Annotated in this window: 27 protein-coding genes; 17 read left to right on the top strand and 10 right to left on the bottom strand. The window is 60.7% G+C overall.

Annotation, left to right across the window (positions count from 1 at the left end):
- The 4 genes from Q7S58_RS16920 to Q7S58_RS16905 all read left to right on the top strand — a co-directional run.
- The coding region (locus Q7S58_RS16920; RefSeq protein WP_304828491.1) for a glucose 1-dehydrogenase at positions 1-787 on the top strand (787 nt) is incomplete at its 5' end.
- A gap of 168 nt (positions 788-955) precedes the next feature.
- A complete protein-coding gene (locus Q7S58_RS16915) occupies positions 956-2,128 on the top strand; it encodes a hypothetical protein (protein WP_304828489.1) in 1,173 nt (390 codons plus the stop codon).
- A gap of 12 nt (positions 2,129-2,140) precedes the next feature.
- Positions 2,141-2,581 (top strand): Zn-ribbon domain-containing OB-fold protein, encoded by a 441-nt coding sequence (locus Q7S58_RS16910; protein WP_304828486.1) that lies wholly within the window; start codon positions 2,141-2,143, stop codon positions 2,579-2,581.
- Between the two features lie 47 nt (positions 2,582-2,628).
- Positions 2,629-3,408, top strand: coding sequence for an SDR family NAD(P)-dependent oxidoreductase (locus Q7S58_RS16905; protein WP_304828484.1), 780 nt, complete (start codon positions 2,629-2,631; stop codon positions 3,406-3,408).
- Between the two features lie 35 nt (positions 3,409-3,443).
- Here the strand turns inward: Q7S58_RS16905 and Q7S58_RS16900 are convergent, their stop codons facing one another.
- Positions 3,444-4,010: an HdeD family acid-resistance protein gene (locus Q7S58_RS16900; protein WP_304828481.1), complete on the bottom strand. Its 567-nt coding sequence runs from the start codon at positions 4,008-4,010 to the stop codon at positions 3,444-3,446.
- Between the two features lie 280 nt (positions 4,011-4,290).
- Here Q7S58_RS16900 and Q7S58_RS16895 point away from each other — a divergent pair, with 280 nt between their 5' ends.
- The gene (locus Q7S58_RS16895; protein ID WP_304828478.1) at positions 4,291-5,904 is read left to right on the top strand and encodes a glycoside hydrolase family 44 protein; all 1,614 of its coding nucleotides are present in this window, start codon (positions 4,291-4,293) and stop codon (positions 5,902-5,904) included.
- Here Q7S58_RS16895 and Q7S58_RS16890 read toward each other — a convergent pair.
- Entirely contained in the window at positions 5,901-6,026 is a 126-nt protein-coding gene (locus Q7S58_RS16890; protein ID WP_304828475.1) for a hypothetical protein, read from the bottom strand. The genes Q7S58_RS16895 and Q7S58_RS16890 overlap by 4 nt on opposite strands.
- A gap of 113 nt (positions 6,027-6,139) precedes the next feature.
- Here Q7S58_RS16890 and Q7S58_RS16885 point away from each other — a divergent pair, with 113 nt between their 5' ends.
- The 5 genes from Q7S58_RS16885 (at position 6,140) to Q7S58_RS16865 (ending at position 11,575) form a co-directional block, all read left to right on the top strand.
- On the top strand, positions 6,140-7,165 hold the full coding sequence (locus Q7S58_RS16885) for an alpha/beta fold hydrolase (protein WP_304828472.1): 1,026 nt from the start codon (positions 6,140-6,142) through the stop codon (positions 7,163-7,165).
- Between the two features lie 105 nt (positions 7,166-7,270).
- Positions 7,271-7,957 (top strand): CerR family C-terminal domain-containing protein, encoded by a 687-nt coding sequence (locus Q7S58_RS16880; protein WP_304828469.1) that lies wholly within the window; start codon positions 7,271-7,273, stop codon positions 7,955-7,957.
- A 5-nt stretch (positions 7,958-7,962) separates the two neighbouring features.
- Complete coding sequence (locus Q7S58_RS16875; protein ID WP_304828464.1) at positions 7,963-9,126, top strand: HlyD family secretion protein; 1,164 nt, start codon at positions 7,963-7,965, stop codon at positions 9,124-9,126.
- A complete protein-coding gene (locus Q7S58_RS16870) occupies positions 9,123-10,730 on the top strand; it encodes a DHA2 family efflux MFS transporter permease subunit (protein ID WP_304828461.1) in 1,608 nt (535 codons plus the stop codon). Before Q7S58_RS16875 ends, Q7S58_RS16870 begins: the two co-directional genes overlap by 4 nt.
- Positions 10,731-10,798: 68 nt before the next feature.
- Positions 10,799-11,575, top strand: a complete 777-nt coding sequence (locus tag Q7S58_RS16865; protein WP_304828458.1) for an adenosylcobinamide-GDP ribazoletransferase — start codon at positions 10,799-10,801, stop codon at positions 11,573-11,575.
- Here Q7S58_RS16865 and coaE read toward each other — a convergent pair.
- The 3 genes from coaE to Q7S58_RS16850 are packed head-to-tail and all read right to left on the bottom strand — an operon-like array spanning position 11,572 to position 16,445.
- Complete coding sequence (gene coaE / locus Q7S58_RS16860; protein WP_304828455.1) at positions 11,572-12,177, bottom strand: dephospho-CoA kinase; 606 nt, start codon at positions 12,175-12,177, stop codon at positions 11,572-11,574. The two genes, Q7S58_RS16865 and coaE, sit on opposite strands and share 4 nt — an antisense overlap.
- Before the next feature lie 36 nt (positions 12,178-12,213).
- Positions 12,214-13,992: an ABC transporter ATP-binding protein gene (locus tag Q7S58_RS16855; protein ID WP_304828453.1), complete on the bottom strand. Its 1,779-nt coding sequence runs from the start codon at positions 13,990-13,992 to the stop codon at positions 12,214-12,216.
- Positions 13,992-16,445 carry a glycosyltransferase gene (locus Q7S58_RS16850; RefSeq protein ID WP_304828450.1) on the bottom strand — a complete coding sequence of 818 codons (2,454 nt, stop codon included), beginning with the start codon at positions 16,443-16,445 and terminating at the stop codon, positions 13,992-13,994. The genes Q7S58_RS16855 and Q7S58_RS16850 overlap by 1 nt, the downstream gene beginning before the upstream one ends.
- Before the next feature lie 151 nt (positions 16,446-16,596).
- Here Q7S58_RS16850 and Q7S58_RS16845 point away from each other — a divergent pair, with 151 nt between their 5' ends.
- Both Q7S58_RS16845 and Q7S58_RS16840 read left to right on the top strand, forming a co-directional pair.
- A complete protein-coding gene (locus Q7S58_RS16845) occupies positions 16,597-17,910 on the top strand; it encodes a YhjD/YihY/BrkB family envelope integrity protein (RefSeq protein WP_304828447.1) in 1,314 nt (437 codons plus the stop codon).
- An 83-nt stretch (positions 17,911-17,993) separates the two neighbouring features.
- Entirely contained in the window at positions 17,994-18,848 is an 855-nt protein-coding gene (locus tag Q7S58_RS16840; RefSeq protein WP_304828444.1) for an alpha/beta fold hydrolase, read from the top strand.
- A gap of 9 nt (positions 18,849-18,857) precedes the next feature.
- Here Q7S58_RS16840 and Q7S58_RS16835 read toward each other — a convergent pair whose 3' ends face one another.
- Positions 18,858-19,571: a class I SAM-dependent methyltransferase gene (locus Q7S58_RS16835; protein ID WP_304828441.1), complete on the bottom strand. Its 714-nt coding sequence runs from the start codon at positions 19,569-19,571 to the stop codon at positions 18,858-18,860.
- A gap of 15 nt (positions 19,572-19,586) precedes the next feature.
- On the bottom strand, positions 19,587-20,351 hold the full coding sequence (locus Q7S58_RS16830; RefSeq protein WP_304828438.1) for a tRNA1(Val) (adenine(37)-N6)-methyltransferase: 765 nt from the start codon (positions 20,349-20,351) through the stop codon (positions 19,587-19,589).
- Here Q7S58_RS16830 and Q7S58_RS16825 point away from each other — a divergent pair.
- The 4 genes from Q7S58_RS16825 (at position 20,350) to Q7S58_RS16810 (ending at position 22,921) form a co-directional block, all read left to right on the top strand.
- Positions 20,350-20,553 carry a hypothetical protein gene (locus tag Q7S58_RS16825; RefSeq protein WP_304828435.1) on the top strand — a complete coding sequence of 68 codons (204 nt, stop codon included), beginning with the start codon at positions 20,350-20,352 and terminating at the stop codon, positions 20,551-20,553. The two genes, Q7S58_RS16830 and Q7S58_RS16825, sit on opposite strands and share 2 nt — an antisense overlap.
- Positions 20,554-20,747: 194 nt before the next feature.
- Positions 20,748-21,164: an Hsp20/alpha crystallin family protein gene (locus tag Q7S58_RS16820; RefSeq protein ID WP_304828432.1), complete on the top strand. Its 417-nt coding sequence runs from the start codon at positions 20,748-20,750 to the stop codon at positions 21,162-21,164.
- Between the two features lie 130 nt (positions 21,165-21,294).
- Complete coding sequence (locus tag Q7S58_RS16815) at positions 21,295-21,861, top strand: LemA family protein (protein ID WP_304828429.1); 567 nt, start codon at positions 21,295-21,297, stop codon at positions 21,859-21,861.
- 28 nt (positions 21,862-21,889) lie between these two features.
- Positions 21,890-22,921: a M48 family metallopeptidase gene (locus Q7S58_RS16810; RefSeq protein WP_304828426.1), complete on the top strand. Its 1,032-nt coding sequence runs from the start codon at positions 21,890-21,892 to the stop codon at positions 22,919-22,921.
- A gap of 87 nt (positions 22,922-23,008) precedes the next feature.
- On the opposite strand, the gene Q7S58_RS16805 is transcribed toward Q7S58_RS16810, so the two are convergent.
- Entirely contained in the window at positions 23,009-23,983 is a 975-nt protein-coding gene (locus Q7S58_RS16805; protein ID WP_304828423.1) for a hypothetical protein, read from the bottom strand.
- A gap of 63 nt (positions 23,984-24,046) precedes the next feature.
- Here Q7S58_RS16805 and Q7S58_RS16800 point away from each other — a divergent pair, with 63 nt between their 5' ends.
- Positions 24,047-24,613, top strand: coding sequence for a hypothetical protein (locus tag Q7S58_RS16800; protein ID WP_304828420.1), 567 nt, complete (start codon positions 24,047-24,049; stop codon positions 24,611-24,613).
- A 307-nt stretch (positions 24,614-24,920) separates the two neighbouring features.
- Here the strand turns inward: Q7S58_RS16800 and Q7S58_RS16795 are convergent, their stop codons facing one another.
- Together Q7S58_RS16795 and Q7S58_RS16790 are read right to left on the bottom strand one after the other, a co-directional pair.
- Positions 24,921-26,201 carry an RNA polymerase sigma factor gene (locus tag Q7S58_RS16795; protein WP_304828417.1) on the bottom strand — a complete coding sequence of 427 codons (1,281 nt, stop codon included), beginning with the start codon at positions 26,199-26,201 and terminating at the stop codon, positions 24,921-24,923.
- Positions 26,202-26,289: 88 nt separating this feature from the next.
- Complete coding sequence (locus Q7S58_RS16790) at positions 26,290-26,643, bottom strand: YciI family protein (protein WP_304828414.1); 354 nt, start codon at positions 26,641-26,643, stop codon at positions 26,290-26,292.
- Positions 26,644-26,662 lie beyond the last annotated feature (19 nt).

Genomic DNA, 26,662 nt, shown 5'->3' with positions numbered 1-26,662 from the left:
CCCGCTCCCCGCGCAACTCAGGAGGCAAGCAATCATGGACCGGCTCAAAGGTAAGGTAGCGATCATCTCAGGCGGCGCGCGCGGACAAGGCGCCGCCGAAGCCAAAATGTTCACCGACGAAGGCGCCAAAGTCGTCATCGGCGACGTGCTCGATCGCGAGGCGCAGGCGCTCGCCAGCGAAATCAACAAGAAGGCGGGCGCGCGCGTCGCGTTTGCGATTCATCTCGACGTCACCCGCGGCGCCGATTGGCGCGCGGCGATCGAGGAATGCGAGCGCGAATTCGGCGGCCTCGACATCCTGGTGAACAACGCCGGCATCCTCAATTTCAAAACGATCGAGGACACCAGCGAAGAAGAATGGGACTCGGTCGTCGCGGTGAATCAGAAGGGCGTATGGCTCGGGATGAAGTTCGCCGTGCCTGCGATGCGCAAGCGCGGCGGCGGCTCGATCGTGAACATCTCGTCGATCTACGGAATCATCGGCTCGGCCGGTGCGGCCGCCTATCACGGCACCAAGGGCGCGGTCCGAGTTCTCAGTAAAGTCGGCGCGGTGCACTACGCGCCGGACAATATCCGCGTCAATTCGGTTCATCCGGGCGTGATCAAAACGCCGATGATCGACATCCTGTCGCAGGATCAAATCGACTCGATCGCCGCGATCGCGCCCATGAAGCGCGCCGGTACGCCCGCGGAAGTCGCGTGGGTCGTACTATTCCTCGCCTCGAATGAAGCGTCGTTCGTGACCGGCGCCGAGTTCGTGGTGGACGGCGGCTACACCGCGGTGTAGGGAACGCGCATTTCATTGTGGCAACAGGCTTTAGCCTGTGGAGTTCTGAAGCCGATGGATCCCGATGCACTGCTGAACGTAGCAAAAGGTCCGGGATTCTTCGCCTGCGCAGCCTTCGGCTCAGAATGACAAGATGCTGCGAAACGTGAGAGATGAGAGAAGGACGTTATGAGCGAAAACACGATCAAGGACAAAGTCGCGATCGTCGGTGTCGGCGAGACTACCTATTACAAACGCGCACAGGCGCCGGTGAGCGAGTTTCGGCTCGCGTGCGAAGCGATCCTGAAAGCCGCTGACGACGCCGGTATCGACGTGCGCGATATCGACGGCATCTCCGGCTACGCGAACGATCGCAACGACGCCTCGCGCCTCGCGACCGCGCTCGGACTCAAGCAACTCAGCTTCGCCGGGATGGTGTGGGGCGGCGGCGGCGGCGGCGGTTCCGCGGCGGTCGGCAATGCCTGCGCAGCGCTGGTCGCCGGCTTCGCGAAATACGTCGTGGTGTTCCGCGCGCTCGCGCAAGGCCAGTTCGGCCGCTTCGGACAAGCTCCGGTCAGCAAGGACATCTCGGGACCCGGCGCCTACACCGCACCTTACGGACTATACGTACCCGCGCAATGGATCGCGCTGCGTACGCGGCGCTTCATGCACCAGTACGGCATCAACAGCGAACCGCTCGCGGCAGTCGCGCTCGCCGATTACTACCACGCGCAGTTCAATCCGCGCGCCGTGATGTACGGTCATCCGCTGACGCGCGAGGAGTACGACAAGTCGCGATGGATCGTCGAGCCGTTTCATCTCTACGACTGCTGCATGGAGAACGACGGCTCCGCCGCGCTGATTCTCACCACCGCCGACCGCGCGCGCGACACGCGCAAAAAGCCCGCCTACGTGATGGCGGCCGCGCAAGGCTCCGACTATCGGCAGGGCGCGACGATCGAGAATTCCCCCGACTACTCGGCGTCGAATTTCAAGACGTTGGCGCCGCGGCTGTTCGAGATGGCGGGCATCACCGCCAAGGACGTCGATTGCGCGCAAATCTACGAACACTTCAGCGGCGCCGTGATGGTAAGCCTCGCCGAGCACGGCTTCTGCAAGCCCGAAGAGGTGATGGAGTTCGTCACTTTCGAGAACATCACCGCTCCGAACGGCAAGCTGCCGGTCAATACCAGCGGCGGCAATATCGCCGAGTGCTACATGCACGGCCTCGAGCTGGTCGCCGAAGCAGTGCGGCAAGTGCGCGGCGATTCAACTTGCCAGGTGCCTGATTGCAAAATCTCGCTGGTCGCATCCGGCCCGATGGTCACGCCAGTCAGCGACTTGATCGTGCACAGCCTCTAGGAGAATCGCATCATGGCCGAAGACAAAAAACATTATCTGCCCGAAGGTCTGCCGACTCCGCGCGCGATGCGCAACGGCCTCGATAAGGAATATTGGGAGGCCGCGAAGCGTCGCGAACTGGTGGTGCAGCGATGCAATTCCTGCCGTGCTTTCCAATGGGGCCCCGAACCGATCTGCCACAAGTGCCATTCGTTCGATCTCGGATGGCACAAGGTCTCCGGCCGCGGTCGCCTCTTCAGTTGGGTGCGAACGTGGAACCCGGTTCATCCTGCGCTTCGCGGCGCGTGCCCATATATCGTCGCAGTGGTCGAATTGCCCGACGCGGACAACATCCGGATGGTCGGTAATCTGCTCGGCGATCCGGCGCAGAACCCGCCCTTCGACGTCGACGTCGAAGCAGTCTTCGAGGATCACGGCGACGCGACATTAATTCAGTGGAAGCTCAGCAAATGAGCTCGAGGGCGGCTAGTTACAGCGCCTGAGCATTGAGGAGAACGCAGATGGCAGCGATCAAAAAACTGGATCGATCCGTGAGGGGACGCGCCGTGCTGATCACCGGCGCCGCGAGCGGGATGGGCCGCGCCACGGCGCATCTGTTCGCGCAGGAAGGAGCGCTGGTCGCGATCACCGATATCAATGAAGCCGGCCTCGCCCGCGTGCTTGAGGAAATCAAGGCCGAGGGCGGGCGCGCCGAGGCGTGGCGGCTCGACGTTCTGGATCACGCCGATATCAAGCGCGTGGTCGCCGAGGTCGCCGACCGCTTCGGCCGGCTGGATATCCTGATCAACAACGCCGGCTTCGCCGGTTTTCATCCGCTCGACGACGACGGCTACGACCGCGTCTGGGACCGAACCATCGAGGGGCTGCTGACGGCGCAGCAGCGGCTGGTGCGCGCGGCGCTGCCCCATCTCCGCAAGTCCGACGCGGCGCGAATCGTGAATATCGCCTCGACCGAGGGACTCGGCGCGACGCCTGGCGACAGCCCTTACGTGGTCGCCAAGACCGGCGTGATCGGGCTCACGCGCGCGCTCGCGGTTGACCTGGGTCCGGAGGGAATCACGGTCAATTGCATCTGTCCGGGACCGATCCGCACCGGACTCACCGACTCGATTCCCGAGGAGCACAAGACCATCTTCGCCAAGCGGCGCACCGCGCTGAAGCGCTACGGCTATCCGGAGGAGGTCGCGCACATCACGTTCAGCATCTGCCTGCCGGCGGCGTCCTATCTTACCGGCGCGGTCATCCCGGTCGATGGCGGCTTGACGATCCGCAACGCATAGACGCATCAAGCTAGTCAGGCGCGGCACCTTGGAGCCTAGGCTGGGGCGGCAGTCGCGATTCTGCGGACGTTCATCGCGAGCATCAGTTCGGTCCATCCGTCGAAGATCATGTCGATACCGACAAACAGGCCGATCGCCCAGAACCCGGAGGTCGGCCACGAGCTCCAGAGCGAAAGGCCCAGCACGATTGAAATCAATCCATTGACCACCAGCCAGCCCCGATGATGCAGCGGAGTCGAAAGCGCGATGAGGATGCGGAACATTCCAGTCGCGAAAAACAGGATCGCAATCATCAGGGTCAAAGTAATGGCCGCGAGACCCGGATTGATGAGGATGATGAATCCAGCCATCGCGTACAGCCCGCCGCCGAGAAGGTTGATGAAAAAACCGCTCCAGCGCCGGCGCGCAAAGCCATGAACCATCTCGAACAGACCCGCGATGAACAGCAGCCATCCGAGAACGAGCATCGAGAGGATGGTAGCCGCCATCGCAGATCCGATCGCCAAGGATCCGATGAGAATCAGCGCGACTCCCATGCCGAGGAACCAGGTCGAATGATTGCGAACTTCCTCAACTCCTATCCATGCTATCTGTTCGTCCAAGGCTGAATCCTCCGGTCGTGAATGAGCTGTCAGGCTTAATCCTTGATAGCTCTTGATAGACCGCCACTGGCGCGAGCCTGCCGTCACGACTAACCGGCAAGCAGTCTCGCCCTTCCACGCCGATATATCAAACGCAAATAAATGTTACATAATAGCTCCGATTAGACGACTCGAAAAGCATTTCATCTCGCTCGTTGCATTCTGCTCTGCGCAGGAAGCTGCTAGTCTGACAGCGTTCAAGGCGCGGCCTCGAGTTACGGCATGAAGAAGGGGGAACGCTATGTCCAGATCCGCACTGATAATCGTCTTGCTAGGAAGCCTGGCAAGCGGGAACGCATTCGCGCTCAACGCGCCGGTCACAATCAACATCAATGTGAATGCTGGCCGACGTCCTATCAGTCCGCTTGTCTATGGCGTCAGCGAAGGCTATTCGAAGGCGCTAGCGAACCTGAGCGCACCGCTTAATCGCTCGGGCGGCAACAACGCGACGCGGTACAACTGGCTGATCAACGCGCGCAATCTCGATGCCGACTGGTACTATGAGAGCTATCCTTACGCGAGCGCGACGCCGGGTGGCGCCGGTGACGACGTGATCTCGCAATCCAGGCTTCAAGGCGCGCAAGCGATGCTCACTATTCCGATGATCGGCTGGGTCGCCAAGCTAGGAGCCAGCCGCGCAATCCTGTCGAGCTTCTCGGTCGCCAAGTACGGTTCGCAATGCAGCACTGATCCATGGCTTCCAAACGCGGGCAATGGCGTCAAGGCTGATTGTCACACCAACGTCACGGGCAACAACCCCAATGATGCGAACGTGGCCGATAACTCCACGACGGAACAGGCGTGGGTGAAGCATCTGGTCGCTAAGTGGGGTACCGCAGCGCAAGGCGGGCTAGCTTACTACTTGATGGACAACGAATCGAGCATCTGGTTCTCGAGTCATCGCGACGTGCATCCGGTAGGTGCTCATGCGACCGAGATTCGCGACAAGGTGATCGACTACTCGGCCAAGATCAAAGCCATCGATCCGGGCGCCAAGATCGTCGCTCCTGAGGAATGGGGATGGGACGGCTACCGCTTTAGCGGGTATGACCAGCAGTACTCGGCGGCGCACAATTGGAGCGCGTTTCCAGATCGGCAGAACGTAATGGGTGGGCAGGACTATATGCCGTGGTTGCTAAGTCAATGGAAGGCGGCTGGACGTCCGATCGACATTTTCAGCTTGCACTTTTATCCGCAAGGCGGTGAATTCAGCAACAATGTCTCGGCCAGCATGCAGTTGCTGCGCAATCGCTCGACGCGCCAGCTGTGGGATCCCAACTATGTCTCCGAAAGCTGGATCGATGATAAAGTAGATCTGATTCCACGGATGGGGTCGTGGGTGAACTCCAAGTACTACCCTGGAACGCCGATCGCGTTGACCGAATATAACTGGGGCGCCGAAGGACACATCAATGGCGCTACCACTCAGGCGGACCTGCTAGGAATCTTCGGCCGCTATGGGCTTAGCATGGCGACTCGCTGGACCGTGCCGAACGCATCGACGCCGACTTACAAAGCAATGCAGATGTATCGCAACTATAACGGTAGTCGCGGCGCCTTTGGCGATACCAGCATATCGGCAGTGGTTCCTAACCCGGATCAGCTTTCAGCATTTGCCGCGCAGCGCACGCCGGATTCAGCGCTGACTGTGATGGTAATCAACAAGGTGCTGTCCGGTTCGACTCCGATTACGCTGACACTGGCTAACTTCACGGTTACAGGTTCGGCGCAGGTGTACCAGCTAAGCGCATCGAATGCGATTACTCATCTGGCGAACCAGGCTTGGTCGGGCGGCACCTTGAAGGCGACGGTGCCGCCGCAGAGTATCACGCTATACGTGCTACCGAAGTATTAGCCGCCGAAGCGCGGCTCCGGCTTGCCTTTGACGCCAAGCCCCGTGATGGCAAAGAGGCCGCCGTCGTGCGGCCCCGGCTCCATATCGAGGACTTTCATCGCGAGCGAGGTGGCGTAGAGCACCGGTCGCGTTGCTTCATGTCGATCTTCGTGTTAGCGACGGTCGAAGAGTTTCAGGAACAGGCGCGATGCGCGATCGACAACTTCGCGAGCGCCGAGCTATCAGGAGAACGCCAGTGGGAATTACGGAACATACCGCCAAGACCGATCGGCATACGACTTTCTATCTCGCCGCGGGGTCCGAAGACGGGCCTTTGGTCATCTTCGTGCACGGATGGCCCGAGCTGTCGATTAGCTGGCGGCATCAACTGCCGGCGCTGGCAGCGCTTGGCTTTCGCGTGATTGCGCCGGACATGCGCGGCTACGGGCGCTCCACGGTTTATCCGAAGAGCAGCGACTACCAGCAGGTGCATATCGTGCGCGACATGATCGATTTGATCGATTCGCTCGGCCGCGAAAAGGCGGTGTGGGTCGGACATGATTGGGGCAGTCCAGTGGTGTGGAATCTCGCGAGTCATCATCCGGATCGATGCAACGCGGTCGCGAACCTGTGCGTGCCCTACTACACGATCGAGCGCGGACTCGATCACACGCTGACGCTGGTCGATCGGAAGGTGTATCCCGAGAGCGAGTATCCGGCGGGCCAGTGGGATTACATGCGCTACTACGAGGAGAGCTTTGCCGAGTCGATCGCGCCGATGGACGCCGAAGTGCGGAACTTCATGAAGCTGGCGTTCCGCAAAGGCAATGCCGAGGGCGAGGGCAAGCCGGCGGTAACTGCGACCGCGCGGCGCAATCGCGGGATGCTGGGCGGCAATCGCATCCCGGACGTTCCGCGCGACAACGACGTGGTCAGCGAAGAGGACTTGAGCATTTACGTTGCGGCGCTGGAGCGCAACGGATTCTTCGGGCCGTCATCGTGGTATTCGAATCATTCGGCGAACGCCAAATATGCCGAGACTGCGCGCAGCGATGGCTATATCGATCTGCCGGTTTTGTTCATCAATGCGCGTTACGACTACGTTTGCGAGTGCACGCATTCGCGCCTCGCGGAACCGATGCGCACCTACTGCCGCAATCTCAAGGAAGAGACCATTCGCGCGGGACACTGGGTGGCGCAGGAAAAGCCGCTGGAGGTAAATGCGGCGCTGGTCAAATGGCTCGCCACCGAGGTCGCGGAGGTGTGGCCGCGTCCGCGTTGAGCGGAAGCGAAAAGGGCGCTCGACGCGGCTGGTGTGATTCATTCGATTGACTCAATCATTCGATTGAATCAAGCTGGAGCACTCCTGCCGGAGTGCGAGGTGGCGATGACGATCCAGGCGGCAAAACGCGAAACGATTCCGGCGCCGAGCCGCGGCGAGGATACCCGGCAGCGGTTGATCGAGGCGGCGCTGGAGATCTTCGCCGCTTACGGCTTCGAGGGCGCGAGCACGCGGATGCTGGCCGACCGGGCCGGCGCCAACCTCGCGGCTATTCCCTACCATTTCGGCAGCAAGGAGGGGCTTTACCTGGCCGCCGCGCACTCGATCGTCGAGGCGGCGGAGAGCGAGATGTCGCCGGTGATCGGAAAAATCGAGCGGGCGCTGGCGCAGCGCAAGCTTGACCGCGACGCGGCGGCGGCGCTGCTGCATGAACTGCTCGAGCGCTTTTCGGCGCTGGTGATCGGCTCGCCGCAGGCGGACAGTTGGTCGCGTTTCGTGCTGCGCGAGCAACTGCAACCGGGCGCGGCCTTCGAGATCATTTTCGAGGGGATCATGCGCAAGAACGCGCGCGCGTTTACGAAATTGCTCGCGATCCTGCTGAAACGGCCCGAAGGCGACCCGCGAGTCGCGGTGCGCGCGCAGACTATTCTGGGCGAGATCCTGGTGTTCCATTCGAGCGGAACGGCGGCGCTCCGGCTGCTGGGATGGAAGGAGTTTTCGGCGGCGCGGTTGAAAGTTATCCAGGCAATTTTGCGCGAGAACGTCGATCGAATCGTCGCGCCGGTGAAATGACAATCATGGGTTTGGCGCCGCGCGAAGATCGCGAATCGCAGATCGTTCCGGTCGGCGATCCAAAAACCACGGGCGAGCTGGACGCGTTGCGCGAACAGTCTCCGCAGAGGGCCGGCGTCAACGGTGCTGACGAGCGAGAGCGGGTCGATACGCAGGACTCGTCGATTCCGTTGCCGAAGCGCCGCAGCGGCCCGATAGGTCGGTTCGCATTCAGGCTCGTGCTGGTGGCGCTCGCGATCGGGCTTGCGATCGCGGGCTATCGCACGTGGCAATACATGGATACCTACGTGACGACCGACGACGCGCAAATCGACGGGCATATCGCGCCCATCAGTTCGCGCATCAGCGGGACGATCGCGCGCGTGTACGTGCAGGATACGCAGTTCGTCGCGGCCGGCACCGCGCTGGCGGAGATCGATCCGCGCGACGCGCAGGCGTCGGTCGACAACGCTCGCGCCAATCTGGCGGAAGTCGAAGCACAGGTTGAATCGGCGCGCGCTGGCCAGATCTCGGCTGAGGCCAAGGTCCGTCAGGCCGCGGCCACCAACGATCAGGCGCAGAAGGATGCCGAACGATACACGTCGTTGTACAAGCAGCGCGTGGTTTCGGGCGCGGAGTACGACGAGCGCATCCGCGCCGCGGCGGTCGATCAGGCGGCGCTCGAATCGGAACTCGCGACGGCCAACGCGGCGAAGAAGATCATCGGCTCGCGGCAAGCGTCGGTGAAGGCGGCCAGGGCGGCGCTCGATCAGGCGCTGCTGAATCACGAATACACGAAGATAGTTGCACCGATGAGCGGAGTCGTCGGCAAGAAGACGGTCGAGGTCGGACAGCGCGTGCAACCCGGACAGCTGCTACTGGCTATAGTGCCGCTCGATGACATCTGGATTACGGCGAATTTCAAGGAGACCCAGATTCGCAAGCTGAGGCCCGGTCAGCGCGTGACGATTTACGTTGACTCGACCGATCGCGACTATGACGGCTACGTCGAGGGCCTGGGTGGGGCGAGCGGCGAGAAGTACAGCCTGCTACCACCGGAGAATGCCACCGGCAACTACGTCAAGGTGGTGCAGCGGCTACCTATAAGAATACGGCTCAACTCGGGACAGAATGGCGACCGCCGCTTGCGGCCGGGAATGTCGGTCGATGCTACGGTCTGGCTAAGATGAGCACCGCAGCGCGCTCGAGTTCGGCGGGCGAGGCATCTATAGCCAGAGCTGTTGCCAATCCCTGGGCGATCGCGCTTACGGTAACGATCGCGACCTTCATGGAAGTGCTCGATACGAGCATCGCCAACGTCGCGCTACCGCACATCGCGGGCGGGTTGTCGGCGAGCGTGAATGAAAGCACCTGGGTGCTGACTGCCTACCTGGTAGCTAATGCGATCGTGCTGCCGCTAAGTGCATGGCTGGGCAACGTCGTAGGACGCAAGCGCTTCTACATGGCATCGGTGGCGATCTTCACCTGCAGCTCGTTTCTATGCGGGATAGCTCCTTCGCTAGGGATGCTGATCCTGTTTCGGATAATCCAGGGAGCGGGCGGCGGCGGCTTGCAGCCGAGCGAGCAAGCTATTCTTGCGGATACCTTTCCGCCTGAGAAATTCGGAATGGCGTTCGCCATCTACGGGATGGCTGTAGTGCTGGCGCCTGCGATAGGACCGACGCTGGGCGGTTACATCACGGATCATTTTAATTGGCGCTGGATTTTCTTCATCAACGTGCCGATTGGAATGGTCTCGATGCTACTGACCTACCGAATGGTCGAAGATCCTCCTTATCTTAAGGAAGTGACCAAAACAGCGCGCGCTCGATTCAGTATCGATTACATAGGCCTGGGTCTCATTGCTTTGGGTCTGGGATGCCTGCAAGTGGTGCTGGATAAGGGACAGGAAGAGGACTGGCTGAGCTCTCACTTTATCGCGTGGCTGGCTGCGATATCGGTCGTCGCGGTGATAGGGTTCGTGATCTGGGAGTTGCGCCAAAAGTATCCGATTCTTGACCTCAAGCTGTTCAAGAGTCCCACCTTTTCGATCACCTGGTTGATGATGTTCGTGGTTGGCACCGGTCTTTATGGTACTACGGTGTTGCTGCCTCTCTATCTGCAACAGCTTATGGGCTATACTGCCCAGCTATCGGGTTTGGTGCTATCTCCGGGCGGTCTCACGATCATGCTCATGATGCCGATCGTAGGTACGTTGGTAACCAGGGTTCAGGCGCGATGGTTGATTGCGTTCGGCTTCGCGGTTTCGGCATGGGCGCTCATCTATATGACCAATATCAATCCGCGAATCGATTTCAGGGCGGCGATTGTCTATCGATGCTTGCAGTCGATAGGTCTGGCGTTCCTGTTCGTGCCGCTCAATACCATCGCCTATGTCGGAATTCCTCAGGCCCAGAACAATCAGGTGTCGAGCTTCATCAATCTGGCCCGGAACATAGGCGGCAGCGTGGGAATCGCGATGGTAACTACGATAGTAGCGAGGCGCTCGCAGGTTCATCAAGACCATTTATCGCTGCATGTCACAGCTTATGACCACACCTTCCAGACTTTGGCCAATGGAATGAATGCCACGTTTCTTCAGAGAGGCTTCAGTCCGACTGAAGCAGTGCAGCAGACCTACGGCCATCTCTACGGCTTTGTTCAAATGCAATCGGCGGCGCTTGCTTACGTGGATACGATCTGGGTGATGGCGATTTCGTGCCTTTGCATGTTACCGCTGGTCTTCCTTATGAAAAAGAACGATCCGCGCACGGCGCAGATGGGCGCGCATTAAGTCCGGTTTGAGTTTGTGATTGACTTGCGTGCGACCGGTTTCGGCAACGGCTAGTCTTGTTCGCCGCAATGGAAACCGAACCAGAATCGAATCCGCCGGGGTTGCGCGATCTCATTTTCGAAGGTGTCTTAGCGACTGCAACGCTGACCTTGTGGCCGATTGTCGACGAAAGGTCGCAGGGCAGCGCGGAACAGCGAAGCCGCGCGACAATTTACTTTCCCCTGATCGGACTGATGCTTGGACTCGTGCTTACGATCGTGGATAAGGTAGGCGGCCTCGCGTTTGGATTACTTGGCCGATCGATTTTCACACTGCTTATCGGCGCCGGAATTTCGCTCGGGCTGACGAATCGAGGTATCGCTGATTTGGTCGAGGGCCTCAGATTTGGCGAGCGTCCCGCGAGTACCGGCCTCGCCCGCATCGGTCCATTGGGCGCGCTGGCGTCAGTGCTGGCGTTCGGGTTCGAGGTGTTTTGCCTGTCCCGAGTCGTCGATCCGGCGGGACGCGCAGCCGCGCTGGTGATGGCGATGATGCTTTCGCGATGGTCGATCGTGCCGATTGCTTACGGACTGAAACCGCTCGAGCAGTGGGGGTTGGGGATACCGTTCGCAGGCGGCATCCGATTTCGCGAATTCGCGGTCTCGAGCGCGATCGCGCTAGGTCTCGCGATGGGTCTGTATCAGAACGTCGGGCTCGCGCTGATCATCGCGGTCGCGCTTACGATCCTCGCGATGAGATTGTTGCTGAGCCGCAGGATGCGCGGCGTCGCGGGCTACGCGCTGGCGGGCGGATGCGCGCTGGTCGAGGTCGTGACGTTCGCGGTGTTGGCGGCGCTCAGAATCTAGCTATTGCGTGCGAGCGCGCCCCGCCAAATCGTTTTCAGCTCTTCGCGCAGGTTTTCCAGCGTGTCGCTGTTGTCGATCACGAGGCTCGCGTATTTCGCGCGTTCCTCATCGGGCAGTTGCGCGCGGATTCGCGCTTCGGTTTCGGCGGGCTTGAGGCCGCGCTGGCGTTCGATTCGGGCGACGACCTGCTCGCGCGGCGCGCGTACCAGCCAGATTTCGTCGAACAGCGAGGTCCAGTTGGCCTCGATCAGGATTGCGGCTTCGACGACGATCGGATTTTTCGCGCCGGCGGCGCGCAGATCCGCGATGCTCGATTGGATCGCCGCGCGCGTTGCAGGCCAAACAATCGAAGTCAGCTTGTTCAATTGCTCAGGATTGCCAAACACGACTGCGCCGAGCTTTCGGCGATCGATCGTGCGGTCGGGCGCGACGATGCCTGCGCCAAATGCGGCGATCACCGCCTCGTATGCGGCCGCGCCGGGAGCGTACGTCGTATGCGCTACTTTGTCAGCGTCGATGATCGGCGCGCCCAGCTCGCCAAGCATCTGCGCCACCGTGCTTTTGCCGGAACCGATTCCGCCCGTCAGTCCAATTGTACGCATCGATGCTCCGATTCAGCGTGACGCCATCGCCAAGGTTCAATTCGCGGCTTCACGGTTCCACGCCTGGATGTTGTAGAGGTAGCTGAAGAATCCCTTCCGGGCCAGCAGCTCGTTGAAGGTTCCCTGCTCCGCGATCAAGCCGTCGCGCAGCACCAGGATGCGGTCGGCGTTTTGAATCGTCGATAGCCGATGCGCGATCACGAGCGTGGTGCGCCCGCGCATCGCCTCGCGCACCGCGTCGAGCACCATCGATTCAGTTTCGGTATCGAGCGCGCTGGTGGGCTCATCCATGATCAAAATCGGCGCATCCTTGAGCAGAGCGCGCGCGATCGTCACGCGTTGCGCCTCGCCTTCCGAAAGGCTGTGACCGCCCTGACCGACGATTTCATCGATCCCGCGCGGGAGCTTGGCGACGACGGGATCGAGCCGCGCCATTTCGATTGCGCGCGCGATTTGCGCTTCCGATGCGTTACGCAATCCGAACGCGACGTTGGTGCGCATCGAATCGCCAAGTACGAGCGGCGGCTGCAATACCATCGCGATATTCCCGCGCAGCGAATCCAGCTTGAGGTCGCGGATGTCGTGGCCGTCGATTCTGATCACGCCTTGCTGCTGTTCGTAAAAGCGCGCGAGCAGACTCGCCATCGTGGTTTTGCCCGCGCCACTTGGGCCGACGATCGCGATCGTTTCACCCTGCTGCGCCTTGAAGTTGATGCCTTTGAGCACGGGCCAGCCCGGATCGTAGCCGAATTTCACATTGTCGAATTCAATCTGGCCGCGCGCACGACCGATCGATTGCGCGCCCGGGCGATCCTTTATTTCGGGATCGATCGCGAGCAACTCGAGGCATCGGCGCAGTCCGGCTTTCGCGCCTTCGACCTGCCCGTAAGTCTGAGAAATCTGATTCACCGGCGCATAGAGCGAGGCGAGATAAGTGGTGAACACGATTAGATCGCCGATGGTCAGGCGGCCACTCAGCACGTGCTGCGCGCCAATAAAAATCACGGTCGCGGTGCCACACGCGATCAGCACGCTGACGGCGCCGCCGTACAACGTTTGCAAGGTGTACAGGCGCAGCGTCGCGTCGAGGCTCTCGCTCGAGGATTCGACGAACTCGCGGTACGACTCGCCCTCGCGCGTGAAGGCCTGTACGACGTGAATCGCGGCGAGCGCGCTCTGCGCGACGGTGAAAAGCCGGCTCTCCTTGATCCGCGCGCCGCCCGAGATCGCGTCGATGCGTCCGCTGATCGAGACGATCAAAAGCAGCATCATCGGGATGATCGCGAGCGCCACCAGCGTCAGCATCGCATCCATGCGAATCATGACGGTGAACATCCCGACCAGCAGAATCGAGGCGGAGAGCAGCGGAAAAAACCCGTTCATCGCGATGGTCTGAATCGAGTAAGTGTCGTAGGTGATGCGGACCATGAGATCGCCGATTTCGCGGCGGCGATGAAACGAAAGCGAGAGGCTTTGCAAATGATCGAACAGCCGCGCGCGCAAATCGTTGACCATCCGCTGGCCGATCGAGATCGTGAGGTAATTGGCGCCGACGTTCAGCAAACCCAACAGCGCGTAGAGGATCACCAGGCTCAAGCAGGCGGCGAGCAACAATTCGGCGCGGGTCAACGGCGGGATCCAGCGGTTTAGGAGCGGCGCTCCCCGCAGCACGTTGTCGATCACGACTTTGAGCGGCCACGGCTTCAGCACTTCAGTCGCCGAGGCCAGCAGCACCGCCACGATCGCAATCGCGAGACGGCCGAGATGCGGCCGCATCGCGCGGATGACGTGGCCGTAGAGTTCGAAAGTGCCCATCAAATGCTCGCTTCGAGGTGACGAATCACAAGCAGCCCGAGGCGGTCGGCGGCTTCGGCGGCAGCGGCCAGCATGATCGAGGAGAGGCGCGCGGCTCTGAGGATCGCGATAGCAGCGACAGCGATTCCCACAGTCAGCACGATCAAAACGCCGGCGGTAGTCGAGAATCCGGACACCAGCAGGATTAGCAGGGCGATCGCAGCGGCAATCAGTGCGCGTCGCGATACGATGCGGAGCCGCCACAGCAGCGTCACTCCGCCGTCCTTTTCTACCAGCGCATTTATCGGCATCCGGATCATCGGCGGCGCGACCACCTGGAGGTCGTACGGCTGGAAACCGTCGGTTGGTGCGACCGCAAGACCGCGCCGAAACATCGATTCGCGCATCGACACGAGCACCGCCGTCGTATCAACGGGAGTTGCGGCGTCCGTTGAGACGAGCCTGATCGAAGCGCCAAACGCGCTACCGGATTGCGATTTGCCGCCGTCGGTGGCTGCTTCGATGCGCCATTTCACGCGTTCCCGCGCAAGGCTTCGTACGCTCGGGCCCAGCAGATTCAGGACGAATAGATAGATTCGCGCAAAGAACCCGAAGCGTGCGTTGTCGATCGGGGTCAAAAAAGCGACCGCGACTGAAACTATAAATTTAATAGCTAGTCCGGCACCGCCTAGTAATCCGAGTAGTCGATTCACGGAACCGAGCAATAGCAAGATCAACGATAATACAATCCAATGAATAGTCAGTGGCAGTTCAGCGAAGTGACTACCTGACGAATAGGCAGTCTGAAACAGGCCGCGGCCGAATGCCCCGTAGTAAACCCGCGCGCCGCCCAACATCGAGCCGAGCCAGGACCCCGGCGCATACATGCCGCCTTCGTCAGCGCTGCAGAGCGGATACTTGCGAAAGAGCAATCCCTCGCCTGCGCCATAGCCGCGCTGCTGGCGGAGATAGCACCGGAGTGACGAGCGTCGCTCGTGGATGACAGTGGCTCCTGGAGCGTACGCCAGCGTTTCGCCGGCGGCGTCGAGACGCCACGAAAGATCGACGTCGTCGCCCGCGGTGGTAAAAATCGGATCGAAGCTGCCGATTTTTTGGAATGCCGCTTTGGTGATTGCCATGTTGCATCCGCATAACTGGGCGAGTCGATCGTCTCTGGCGCGAACTTCGCGCGGCAATCCCGGCGCGGCCGCCATAGCCGCGGCAGTACTCGAAGTTGGCGCAGGCGCGAAGTTCGGGCCGCCGGCAGCGGAGGCGTTGCGGCGCGTGATCGTTTCGACCAGATGATATAGCCAATCGCGATCGGCGCGCGCGTCGGCGTCGATGAAGGCAATTATCTCGCCCGAGGCAACATCGACTCCGGCGTTGCGTGCGCTCGCAAGCCCGCGATGCTCGAGGCGAAGAGTGCGCACCCCCGCCGTTTCTGCGATCGAGGCAGTCGCGTCGGTCGAGCCGTCATCGACGACGATGATCTCGTAATCCGGATAGTTGAGCTGCTTCAGCGATTCGAGACATCCGGGCAGCGTCGATGCGGCGTTGTAGCCGGCAACGATCACGCTGGCTCTGGGAGCGGTTGGGAGCGCCGGCGGGATATCGCTCGCGAAAATTGTCTGCATCGCATCGAAGGCCGGCTTTTGCGATCGATCGCGCCGCGTAAGTCCGAACGCCCAGTCCGTGATTTCGGAACCGCCGGTGTGCCATTCGTCGGTGAACGCAAACACGATGAAACCTGACAGGCCGAGCTCGAAGGCCGCGCGTCCCTGCCATGAAAGCAGTTCGGCCTGATGAGCTTCGCCTTCGCGAATCGTGTCCATCCCGGTTTCGCTGAGGACCAGCGGCAGATCGCCCGCTTGCGCCATCAGATGCGTAAGGTAGCGGCGAAAATCTTCCTCGCGATGGAGATACACATTGAATGAAATGAAGTCCAGAAAACTCAGATCTAGATACTCAGTTGATGGATAGTTCGAATAGGTAAAGAGTCCGTCGGGATCGACGTCCTTGCCAATCTTGTAAAGTTGGTTCAGGAAGCGGCTGACGGCGCGCGGCCCGTGCCATCGCACGATATCGGAGCGGATTTCGTTGCCAAGACTGTAGGCGAAAATCGTTTCGCCGAACTGGCGCATCTCGGTCACGGTCTTGCGAATCGTCTCGCGAATCTCGCGCGTCGTTTCTTTTGAATCGAGCACCGCCATGTGAAACGGCCACGGGATTCCCAGCATGATGCGGAGATCGGCCCGCGCGGCTTCCTCCACCATCCAGGCCGGAGGTGGCACGTAAACGCGAAGAACATTGGCGCCGAGCGTGCGCATCAGTGCAAAATCCGCCGCGACGCGTTCCGCTTCGGGATAGCGCTCGCCGCGGGAATTGGGAGCAAATGGTCCGTAAGAAACGCCGCGAACGTAAAACTTTTGCGCGCCGTCGAACAGATATTTTCCACGAGTTGAGAGCCGGCTCATCTCCGATGAGCTAATCGTAAAGGGCCGCGGCGCGCAACGCAGACGCGCGAGGCCAGCTTGACATCGTTCAATCGGTGCACTGAGAATCGGTGGCGTGAGCGCAGTTCCATATTGCACGTCGAGGAAGTCAGTACCAAGTTTCGAATAGCAAGTGGCTAATCAGTTACCTACCGACCTCGACGGCGCGCCGCCCAGCGCAAAATCGCGCACGCGGAGCAGTTACGCGCTGACGGTCTGGCGCATCCTGAGCCGCGCGGTCGAGGCCTTCATCAACAACAACGATTTGCTGCGCGCTTCAGCATTGACGTACACCGTCGCGCTGTCGATCGTGCCGGTGCTGGCGCTGGCGTTTTCGGCATTGAAGGGCTTCGGCGGCTCGGAGCGGTTGCGTCCGCTGGTCGATCAATACCTGGCGCTCGGATCGTCGGGCGTGTCGGCGCAATTGATGATGTACATCGAGAACGTGAACGCCGCGGCGCTCGGATCGGCGGGCGGCGCGTTTCTCCTGATCACGGTGATCTCCACGATGAGCACGGTCGAGCAGGCGCTCAACACGATCTTCAACGTGCCGCAGAGCCGCAGCTACTTCCGCAAATTCTCCGATTATCTGAGCGTGCTGTTCACGGTGCCGCTTTTGATCGTCGCGGCGCTGGGCGTGACGGCGCTGCTGTCGGAGCGGATCGCGCAATTTCCGATCGTCACGTTAATCGCGCCGTATCTTTTTGTATGGTCGGGATTTTTCTTCCTGTTCGTTTTTTTTCCGTACACCCGGGTTAAATACGGCCCCGCGCTGATCGGATCCTTCGTCACGGCGATTCTGTTTCAGCTCGCGCAGTGGGGTTACGTGCGATTCCAGGTTGGCGTCGCCAGCTATCGCGCGATCTACGGGGCGCTCGCGTCGCTGCCGATTTTCCTGGTGTGGATTTATGTCGCGTGGGCGGTGGTGTTGTTCGGCGCCGAGTTGACCGCGGCAATCCAGCGCGGCGACATCCCGACGACGATCGGACCGATGTCGGCTGACTTTCCGTACATCGCGACGCTGCAGATCCTGCTGCGGCTGAGCGATCGCGCGTTAAAGAGCGGGCAGGTGATCAAGACCGAAACCCTGGCGCGCGAGATGAATGTCGCCGAGCCGGCGATCGTGCGGATCGTGGCAGGGTTGATGGAAGGCGGGTTCATCATTCGCGCCGACCCCGGTTCGCCGTCGCACAGCCAGGGATTGTTCCTGGCGCGCGACCCGAGCGCGATCGTGCTCGCTGACGCGATTGACGCGGTGATGGCGCCGGCGCAGGGCGTCGAGGATGCGCGCATCGCGATGGTGCTCGAAAAGCTCGGCGAGGCGCGTCACGGCGCGCTCAAATCGATCACGCTGGCGGAATTGCGCTCGCCCGCCTCGAGCACGGCGCATCGCGTCGAAGCCGAGGAGAAAATTCTGGCGAGCGTGGTGAAAGATCCACGCCGCTGATTTTCTTATTCACACTCGAATGCAAAGCCCGCGCGATTCCATCGCATGCGATGCTCGCTTAAGATTTGCCGCAACTCGAAGCCATGGAATCGAACGAACCGAAAAGCAGTTTCCTCGAGGTGAACGGAATTCGCCTGCATACTCTCGATTGGGGCGGCGCCGGCGATCCGATCGTGTTGCTGCATGCGACCGGTTTTCTCGGCCGCATCTATCGCCCGATTGCGGAGCGGCTGCGCACGATCGGCCACGTTTTCAGCTACGATCAACGCGGTCACGGTGACAGTTCCGCCGCACCGAACCGCGAATACGATTGGCTGTGGACGATGAAGGATCTCGAGGGGTTCATCACGAAGATGGGCTTTGCCGGCGTGCGCGCCTTCGGCCATTCCGCGGGCGCGACTGCGATTGGATCGCTTGCCAGCGAGCGTCCGGATTTGATTTCGCGCGGCGTGCTGGTCGAGCCGGTTCTATTCGAGACGCCCGACTCGCCGGAACTCGGATGGCGCAATCCGTTTGTCGAGCGGACGCTGAAACGCAAGCGCGTGTTCGATAGCGTCGAGGCGATGTTTTCGAACTTCGACCACAAGCCGCCGTACGACACGTGGCGCAAGGACATCCTGCGGGATTATTGCGAGTTCGGCACGCGCCAGAACAGCGACGGCAAGCGCGAACTCAAATGCTCGCCCGAGGACGAAGCAAAAATCTACGCGACCTCGCAGGAGTTCGACGGCTTGCAACGCATCCTGCGATGCGAGGCGCCGCTGCTGATCATGTTCGGCATGAAGAGCGATTCGCTGGCGGCGTCGCTCTCGGGCAAGATCGCGAAAGAGCTCAAACGCGGCCGCGTGATCGACGTTCCCGAGACGGGCCACTTCATGCCGATGGAGGCACCCGATTATGTCGCTGACCAGGCGATCGAGTTTCTCGCAGCGAAGTAGCTTCGGCGATCAGGACGCCCGTACGCCGACATAGAGTCCGCGTCCCATCAGGCCCTGCTCATCGTGATGAACTTCCAATCCGGCGTTGCGAAACGCATCGAGATACTGCTCGTGCGTGAAGAGGCCTAGTTCGTGGCGTTCGCGCCGATAGTAAATTCGCTGGCCCTGTCCGATCAGATAGTGAAAATTGCTGCGGAAGATGCCGTTGGTGATCAGCGTCTCGTTCAGCCGCGCGATTTTGAGGCCGGGCCGGTCGACGAACATCGAATGCACCGGCGGTCGCTTGCCGCCTTCGACTTTTTCCGGGGTCAGCCACGGCTCGACGATCAACACGCCGCCGGGCACGAGGTGGCGCGCCATGTTTGCGATCGCCTTGTTCAGCAAAGCCGGTTTCCTCACGTAACCGATCGCACTGAAGAGGCAGACGACGACGTCGAATTTGTCCGGGAGATCGAAATCGATCATGTCGCCGTGATGAAACACGAGTTCCGGATGCTTGCTGCGCGCGATCGCGAGCATGTTGTCGTCGAGGTCCAGGCCTTCGATCGAAAACGCATCCTTGAGGAAGGCAATGTGCGCGCCCGTGCCGCAGGCTACGTCGAGCAGCCGGTTGCCGGTGGACTTTCGATGCCGCGCGATGAACTCCAGCAATAACTGCGCTTCCTTCGCATAGTCCTTCCACGAATAGATCGCGTCATAGAACTCGGCCGACTTGGTAAACATCGTGTAGTTAGAAACTCACTTGCTATCTATATTACAATCGATTGACCATGAATTGAGTATAGCCAGTGCTTCCTTAGTGTATATTCCTGGCGCCTCGTACAGAATCAGCGGCGGCTCGACCGTTACTTCGATACCGCCCTCGACCCGCGCCTCGATCATGACCACCGACGCGGGCATCGCGCGCGTCGGATGGACAAAACGGATGCGCTTCGGCTCGAGCCGTTTCGAGCGCATCGTCGAAATCAGCTCGGCGGCGCGGCGCGCGGTGAAGATAAATGCGACGCGAGCGCTGCGGCGTCCGTAGCGTCGCGCGGCTGCGACAAAATCGGCGACAGTCGCAGTACTTTCGCCGCGGGCAAGGCGACGTCCGCGATCGGGATTCTCGCGGCCAGTAGCGTGCGCGCGATACGGCGGATTCGCGACGATTAGATCGAAGCTGGCGGGCTCGACCGTCGCGATGCTGCGGGTTCTGATATCGGCGCAAATTGGCCGAATCGATTTCAGATCGTTCAGCTCGGCGTTGCGTGCGATCATCTCCGCGAGGTGCGGCTGAAGCTCGATCGCGACGACCTGCCGCGGCCGGGCGAGCGCCGCGATCATGATCGATATGACGCCGCATCCTGCGCCGAGTTCGAGCACGCGATCGCGCGCGCCGGCCCGCGCGAAGCGTCCCAGCAAGATCGCCTCGACGGAAAATCGATAGCCGCGCCGCGGCTGGATCAGCGTCAACCGTCCGCCTAGGATCGTGTTGCGAGTCTCGTCGCTCGAGTTGGTCGTCATGAATGCCGCCGAAAAAGGTGAACGCTACGCCCGCATCTTTCGCAAGGCTGGCGTGTTCTTCGGCAAGAGCAACATAGCGCGCGCCGTCGAAGTGCTGAAGGAAGGCAAAGCGCTGGCCGACGAGTTGGGCGACCGCACGATGGCCGAGCGTTTCGCGCGTGAAATCGAGACCGTTTCCGCATCGCAAGAACCGCCGAAATAGCGTTCATTTCTAGGGTTTATCGCCATTTTCAATCGCGTGCCGCTTGACGGCTGACAGTTCGTACTTAGGTTTATCTCGTGGACGCGAAAGGATAACAAGCGGCGGATTGATAGCGCCGGATGAATCGCGCCCCGAAAACTAAAGCATTTGCCGGCAACCAGCCGGTAGGAGGATCGCCCAAGATGGAAGTGCGAATGACTAATGGACTCATGCCCCACGATTCGGTGCTGCGCCGATTGAATCTGCTGTGGAATGAGCTCGATCCGGCCGTGGCGCGCAAGTTGGCGCCGACCGCGGATGTGATCGAAGATGCGGACACCTATCGTTTCTATTTCGAGATGCCGGGTATCAAGAGTGAGTCCGTTGACGTGCGGGTTGACGACGGTCATCTGATCGTCGAAGCAGAACGCACGCGGCCGGAGTGGTCGAAGGAAGCGCAGATTCACTTGACCGAGCGCGCGTACGGAACGCTCCATCGCGCATTCACGATGCCCGAAGATGCGAGCCACGAGGGCATCCGTGCGACTTACAAGGACGGCGTGCTCGAAGTGACGCTGCCGAAGAAAGCCGAGAGCAAGCCCTTCAAGGTCAAAGTCGAGTTCGACCACTAACTTAAGGCCGCCAATCGATTGATCAACCGGCGCCGGCATGCGAATAGAAATCTGATCGCGTGCCGGCGCAGACATATCGCGCGCCGCCAAAGACACTCACTGTCCCGATAGCTCCGCGGGAGGAATTGCGATGGGTTTGGTGTTTTTCATAATACTGGTGGCAGTCGTCGCGTGGGGCGTGCTGGCATACAACCGGCTGGTCAGCCTCCGCAACCAGGTTGATAATTCTTGGCGGCAGATCGACGTGCAGCTCAAGCGGCGTCACGATCTCATTCCGAATCTTGTCGAAGCCGTCAAGGGCTACATGCAGTTCGAGCGCGATACGCTGACCCAGGTGGTCGAGGCTCGCGCGAAAGCTATCAGTGCACCCGATCAGACGTCGCGCATGGCGGCAGAGAATCAAATCACCACCGGACTCGGGCGGCTGCTTGCGGTGATGGAAAACTATCCGCAGCTCAAGTCAGATCAAAACGTACTGCGGCTGCAGGAAGAGCTGACCACGACCGAGAATCAGATCGCGTTCTCGCGCCAGGCGTACAATGACGTGGTGCTCGAGATGAACAACAGCACCGAGACGTTCCCGTCGAACTTCATCGCCAACAATTTCGGCTTCAAGAAGGCGGAGTACTTCAAAATTGCGCCCGAGGATCAGGCGGTTCCTAAAGTTGATCTCGCGATGACTGCGCCGCGCGCCTGAATCGCGGCGGCTCGCGCAGGATCGTTCGATGGCGGCGGCCAGCAATTTCAGGGCGCTCGAGGCGACCAATCGCCGCGAGACGGCAATCCTGATTGCGGTCTTCATGTTGCTGTTCGGCGCGCTCGGCTTAGGCCTGGATTTCGCCGCGCGCGATCTCTACCTCGACAATGGCCGCCTCGCCGGATTCCCCGCATTGACTATTGCGGCATTACTATTTGGCAGTATCCAGTCGCTAGTCTCATTCTACGGCGGAGCATCGCTGGTACTATTGTCAGTACACGCGCGGCCGCTGACGCCCGATACTCAGAAGCATCAAATGGTATTGAACGTCATCAACGAAATGGCTATTGCCGCGCGGATGCCGGCGCCAAAGCCGTATTTGATGGACGACCCTTCTCCCAACGCATTTGCAACCGGGCGCGACCCGCAGCATTCGGTGATCTGCGTGACGCAGGGACTCGTGGACAACATGGATCGCGAGGAACTGCAGGGCGTGATCGGGCATGAGATGTCGCATATCGCCGACTACGACATCCGCACGATGATGATGATCGCGGTGATGGTGGGCGGGATCGCGATGCTGTCCGACTTCGTTTACCGCTGGATGTTTTTCGGCGGATTTGGCGGGCGCGATCGCGACGATCACGATCGCGACAACAATGCCGCGGCGTTGATCACGGTCGCGGTAGTCATTCTCGCGGCGGTGGCGCCGCTTTTTTCACAGTTGCTCGCGATGGCGGTGTCGCGCCAGCGCGAGTACCTGGCGGATGCATCGTCGGTTGAGTTCACGCGCAATCCGCGCGCCTTGCTGCGAGCGTTGCAACACATCGCGCAGATCGAATCGCCGCTGAAGGCCGGCACCGCCGGCACCGCGCATCTGTTCATGGTGAATCCGCGCGAGGGCATGAAGGACGACAACGAGGGATTTTTGGCGAACCTGTTTTCGTCACATCCGCCATTGCAAAAACGCATCGAGCGCTTGCAGGCGATGCTCGGTGCGCCCAGCGCGGCGAGCATCGCAGCGGAGGCGGTTCGCAGCACCACATCCGGTCCGGCTTGATCGCGAACGCCGCCGCGTTGCTCGATCGCACAACTCGATTTAGTGTCGCCGCATGGCCAACGACGCTGAAATCACGGAGCTATGCAATCACGTTCGCCGATCGTGCGGCACTGATACCGTCGCCGTCCCGGTGGAACTGTTGTTATTCGCGTCAGTGCATCGAACCGTGATCGTGTAAATGCGGCCGCTACCCGAACCGAGGCGGCTTGCTGCCAGATTCGCGGTGAACTTGCCGGTGATCTGCGCATCCGACGCCGCGATCGGTTCGTTACTTGTAATCTGCACTATCTTGCAGCTCGGCGCCGGGTCGCATTTATCCGTATCTGAAACGGACACGCTTACCGGCACCCGCTTGTGGTTCGGCGCCCACAGCACATTCGGTGAAGCCGACACACTGGCGATGACCGGCGGCGTCGTATCCACGACGCTCACTGAAGTCGAGCTTTCGGAAGCCTGCCCCAACGTATCGACAACTTTCAGGAAGTAGGCCTTGCTCCCGCCCAGATTTTGGTTGAGGTGAACGACGGCGTCGTCGCCGATCTCCAGTCCAGCGCGCGTTCCGCGGCGCCATACGAACAGCGCGATGTTGTCCTCGGGATCGGTACTGTGGCTCGCGTCGAGCGCGATACCGGCTCCACCCGCTGAAGTGCACTCGACCGTCTTCGGCGCGCCGGCATTCGCAGTCGGCGGCTCATTGGTGATAGTTCCCGTCAGATCGGTGCTGATGTTCGTCGCATCACCTTCGATCTGCCCTAGCAACGCGCCGCTCACCGCGCAGGCGTGATTCTGCCAATTGACCTGTACGCCGATCGGGCCGCCATTCGGACCGACGTAGGCGGCGTTATCGCTACTGGTCTCCACGCCTGCCGTCTGGTTGCTGCGCCTACCCTTCCCGTAACTCTGCGTCGAGTTGGCCGCGAAGGTGCCATTGCCGGATGCGTCGAGAGTCGCACCGTTCGGGATGCTGGCGCCTGACGCGAACAAGTTCTGGAACTCTACACTCTCGATCCCGCCAAATGAGTCGAAGCTGAAATCGTTGATGTGATCTAGCCGATAGGACATGCCGACCTTACAGCCACCGCCGGGACAGGGACTCCCATTGATGTTCACTATGCCTGTCGCGGAATGGGTCTGGCTGTCGCCATCGCGCTCGATCGTCACATCACCATCGACGCTACAGTTGCTGGTGTGTCCAAAGATGCCGGCTACCAGCGGGTCTGGGACGGGAGTGGGAGGGTCTGCCGATGCGACCAGGCATACGGGCTCCTTGTTTGGGATGTTAGTAGCTGTCTTCTGTGGAGGATTCGCGAAGGGATTGAAATTACTGCAACTTGGATCGAGATCCTGTCCGGTGCACGGCTGGTCGCATTCCTGGGCAATAAACATGCTAACGACAGGAAACGCAGTGCAATGGCATGCGATCGGTTGGTCCGTCACGCATTGCTCGATCGCGCCGAAGATGTTGCCGCTGACGCGCCCACTGCAATCCGCGTCGAGTTGTTGCTGCGTCACGGAGTTCGAGGTCAGGTTTGGATTGATACCGTTGGGCAGGCAAACACTGGTGTTCAGGACAATCGGCGGAAAGGAATTGTTAGAACTGGTACACGTGCAGGCGCAATTGTAGGCATCCGGTCTTATAGCTTCAGTTTCGTCAAGACCAAAGATCTGATTACAGCCGCTGCTCGCGCCTAGGAGAATCGCCAGCATCGCGGCGCCGAGTGCGCGCCACGCCGTAGCCGTTAGGATGCTCTGCCGCGTTTCCAGACAGATCGGTAGCCGTTTCATTGTCCGTCCTCCCGGTTCCCAACCGCGACGATAGCCGCCGATCGCGATGCCGCAGCAGATTTCGCGATCATGGTTTTTCATCGTCTATCGAGTGACCGAGTTATTAACACGAATCGGGCATATCGCAAGAATTTGTTGGATACGAATCCGGCGAAGGTGCAAAAAAATCGCGCGATCGTTGAGTCGTGGCGTGCGGCACCGGCCGCGCGCACAGTTAGCCGAGCCGGCTACCGTGGCGCATCACTTCGTCGAGCTGGCGGCGGAGGAACTGCCGCTCTGGAGCGCTCCCGACCCGTCCCAGAGCCATCGTGTAGGATTCAGCCGCTTCGCTAAAGCGGCCGAGACGACGCAGCAGATCGGCGCGCGCCGCCCACATCAGATGGTAGTCGTGCAAGTCGCCACGATTCGCGATCGAATCGATCAGTGCGAGTCCGACGTCTGCGCCTTCGGCCATCGCAATCGCGACTGCGCGATTCAGCTCGATCACCGGCGACGGCTGGAGCCGGTGCAGGCGCGCATACAGTTCGGCGATGCGCTTCCAGTCGGTCGTTTCCGCATCCGCTGCGCGCGAATGCTCCGCCACGATTGCCGCTTGTATCGCGTATGGCCCGGCATTTTCGATTTGAAGTGCGCGCTCGGCCAGCGCGAGGCCCTCGGCAATCTGCGCGCGATCCCATCGCGAGCGATCCTGATGCTCGAGCAGCACCATCTCGCCGTGCTCATCGACGCGCGTATCGCGCCGCGAATCATGCAGGAGCATCATCGCGAGCAGGCCGCGCGGCTCACTCTCAGTGGGCATCAATTCGACCAGCACGCGCGCGAGCCGAATCGCTTCGGCAGAGAGATCGGTGCGCATCAGGCGATCGCCGGAACTCGCCGTGTACCCTTCATTGAAAACCAGATAGACGACGGCCATGACGCTTTGCAGGCGCTCGGCGAGCAGTTCCGGCGATGGGACCTCGTACGGAATGTTCGCCGCGCGGATTTTTCGCTTGGCGCGCACGAGGCGCTGCGCCATCGTGGTGGGCGCCGTCAGAAAGGCGTGCGCTATTTCCTCGGTCTTGAGGCCGCACAGCGTATGCAGCGAGAGCGCGACCTTGGCGTCGTCGGCGAGCGCCGGATGGCAACAGGTGAAAATCAGCCGCAAGCGTTCATCGGCAAACGCATCGCTGCCGTCGGGAGCATCTGAGGTATCTGATTCAGCCATGCGGATTAACTCGTCGCGGCGGAGATCGAAGCGCGCCGCCCGGCGGATGCGATCGATCACCTTGTGCCGCGCAACGCCGATGATCCACGCGCGCGGATTGTCGGGCACGCCGTCGCGATCCCATTGCTCGAGCGCGGCGGCGAATGCGTCGTGGGCGGCCTCTTCGGCGCGATCGAAATCGCCGAGCACGCGAATCAGCGTAGCGAGGATTCGTCCGAATTCCTCGCGATAGAACCGATCGATGTCGTAGGTCGAAGGCGCCATCGGCGATGCAACCGAAATGCCCATGCAGCCTAGCCAGCGAGCGGTCGAAGAGCCACCTTCCACCGTCGAGCGCCTTCGACCGCGCTGCCGGAGTGCAAGCTGTCGCGCGCCGTCACATGCTCATCTTTCTTACCGGGCGCACTTCGATCGAGCCGAACTTCGAACCAGGGACTTTCGCCGCGATCGCGATCGCTTCGTCAAGATCCTTCGCCTCGACCAGGTAGTAGCCGCCGAGTTGCTCCTTGGTCTCCGCGAACGGCCCGTCGGTGACGACCGTCTTGCCATTGCGGACGCGCACCGTGGTCGCCGTGGTGCTGGGTTCGAGCGGGTCGCCGGCTTTGAGCTTGCCGGCCTGCGCGATTTCGCGCGTAAAGGTTCCGTAATCCTGGAACATCTGCTGTCGTTCGGCGTCAGGGCGTTTCTTGCCATCGGCCTCGCTATCATAGATAAGAAGCATGTACTGCATCGCGCACCTCCGGATTCTT

It is taken from the genome of Candidatus Binatus sp. (assembly GCF_030646925.1).
Classification (GTDB): Bacteria; Desulfobacterota; Binatia; order Binatales; family Binataceae; genus Binatus.
The sequence above is the reverse complement of the archived record's forward strand: the minus strand, read 5'-3'. Positions and strand labels throughout refer to the sequence as shown.

Coding starts and splice junctions, on each gene's coding strand:
- Q7S58_RS16815 (WP_304828429.1), top strand. CDS start 21,295: ATGGGTTTGGTGTTTTTCATAATACTGGTGGCAGTCGTCGCGTGGGGC.
- Q7S58_RS16875 (WP_304828464.1), top strand. CDS start 7,963: ATGGGTTTGGCGCCGCGCGAAGATCGCGAATCGCAGATCGTTCCGGTC.
- Q7S58_RS16835 (WP_304828441.1), bottom strand. CDS start 19,571: ATGTTTACCAAGTCGGCCGAGTTCTATGACGCGATCTATTCGTGGAAG.
- Q7S58_RS16855 (WP_304828453.1), bottom strand. CDS start 13,992: ATGGGCACTTTCGAACTCTACGGCCACGTCATCCGCGCGATGCGGCCG.
- Q7S58_RS16810 (WP_304828426.1), top strand. CDS start 21,890: ATGGCGGCGGCCAGCAATTTCAGGGCGCTCGAGGCGACCAATCGCCGC.
- Q7S58_RS16790 (WP_304828414.1), bottom strand. CDS start 26,643: ATGCAGTACATGCTTCTTATCTATGATAGCGAGGCCGATGGCAAGAAA.
- Q7S58_RS16905 (WP_304828484.1), top strand. CDS start 2,629: ATGGCAGCGATCAAAAAACTGGATCGATCCGTGAGGGGACGCGCCGTG.
- Q7S58_RS16805 (WP_304828423.1), bottom strand. CDS start 23,983: ATGTCCTATCGGCTAGATCACATCAACGATTTCAGCTTCGACTCATTT.
- Q7S58_RS16825 (WP_304828435.1), top strand. CDS start 20,350: ATGAATGCCGCCGAAAAAGGTGAACGCTACGCCCGCATCTTTCGCAAG.
- Q7S58_RS16865 (WP_304828458.1), top strand. CDS start 10,799: ATGGAAACCGAACCAGAATCGAATCCGCCGGGGTTGCGCGATCTCATT.
- Q7S58_RS16795 (WP_304828417.1), bottom strand. CDS start 26,201: ATGGGCATTTCGGTTGCATCGCCGATGGCGCCTTCGACCTACGACATC.
- Q7S58_RS16840 (WP_304828444.1), top strand. CDS start 17,994: ATGGAATCGAACGAACCGAAAAGCAGTTTCCTCGAGGTGAACGGAATT.
- Q7S58_RS16915 (WP_304828489.1), top strand. CDS start 956: ATGAGCGAAAACACGATCAAGGACAAAGTCGCGATCGTCGGTGTCGGC.
- coaE (WP_304828455.1), bottom strand. CDS start 12,177: ATGCGTACAATTGGACTGACGGGCGGAATCGGTTCCGGCAAAAGCACG.
- Q7S58_RS16820 (WP_304828432.1), top strand. CDS start 20,748: ATGACTAATGGACTCATGCCCCACGATTCGGTGCTGCGCCGATTGAAT.
- Q7S58_RS16850 (WP_304828450.1), bottom strand. CDS start 16,445: ATGAGCCGGCTCTCAACTCGTGGAAAATATCTGTTCGACGGCGCGCAA.
- Q7S58_RS16800 (WP_304828420.1), top strand. CDS start 24,047: ATGGGTCTGGCTGTCGCCATCGCGCTCGATCGTCACATCACCATCGAC.
- Q7S58_RS16830 (WP_304828438.1), bottom strand. CDS start 20,351: ATGACGACCAACTCGAGCGACGAGACTCGCAACACGATCCTAGGCGGA.
- Q7S58_RS16910 (WP_304828486.1), top strand. CDS start 2,141: ATGGCCGAAGACAAAAAACATTATCTGCCCGAAGGTCTGCCGACTCCG.
- Q7S58_RS16870 (WP_304828461.1), top strand. CDS start 9,123: ATGAGCACCGCAGCGCGCTCGAGTTCGGCGGGCGAGGCATCTATAGCC.
- Q7S58_RS16880 (WP_304828469.1), top strand. CDS start 7,271: ATGACGATCCAGGCGGCAAAACGCGAAACGATTCCGGCGCCGAGCCGC.
- Q7S58_RS16895 (WP_304828478.1), top strand. CDS start 4,291: ATGTCCAGATCCGCACTGATAATCGTCTTGCTAGGAAGCCTGGCAAGC.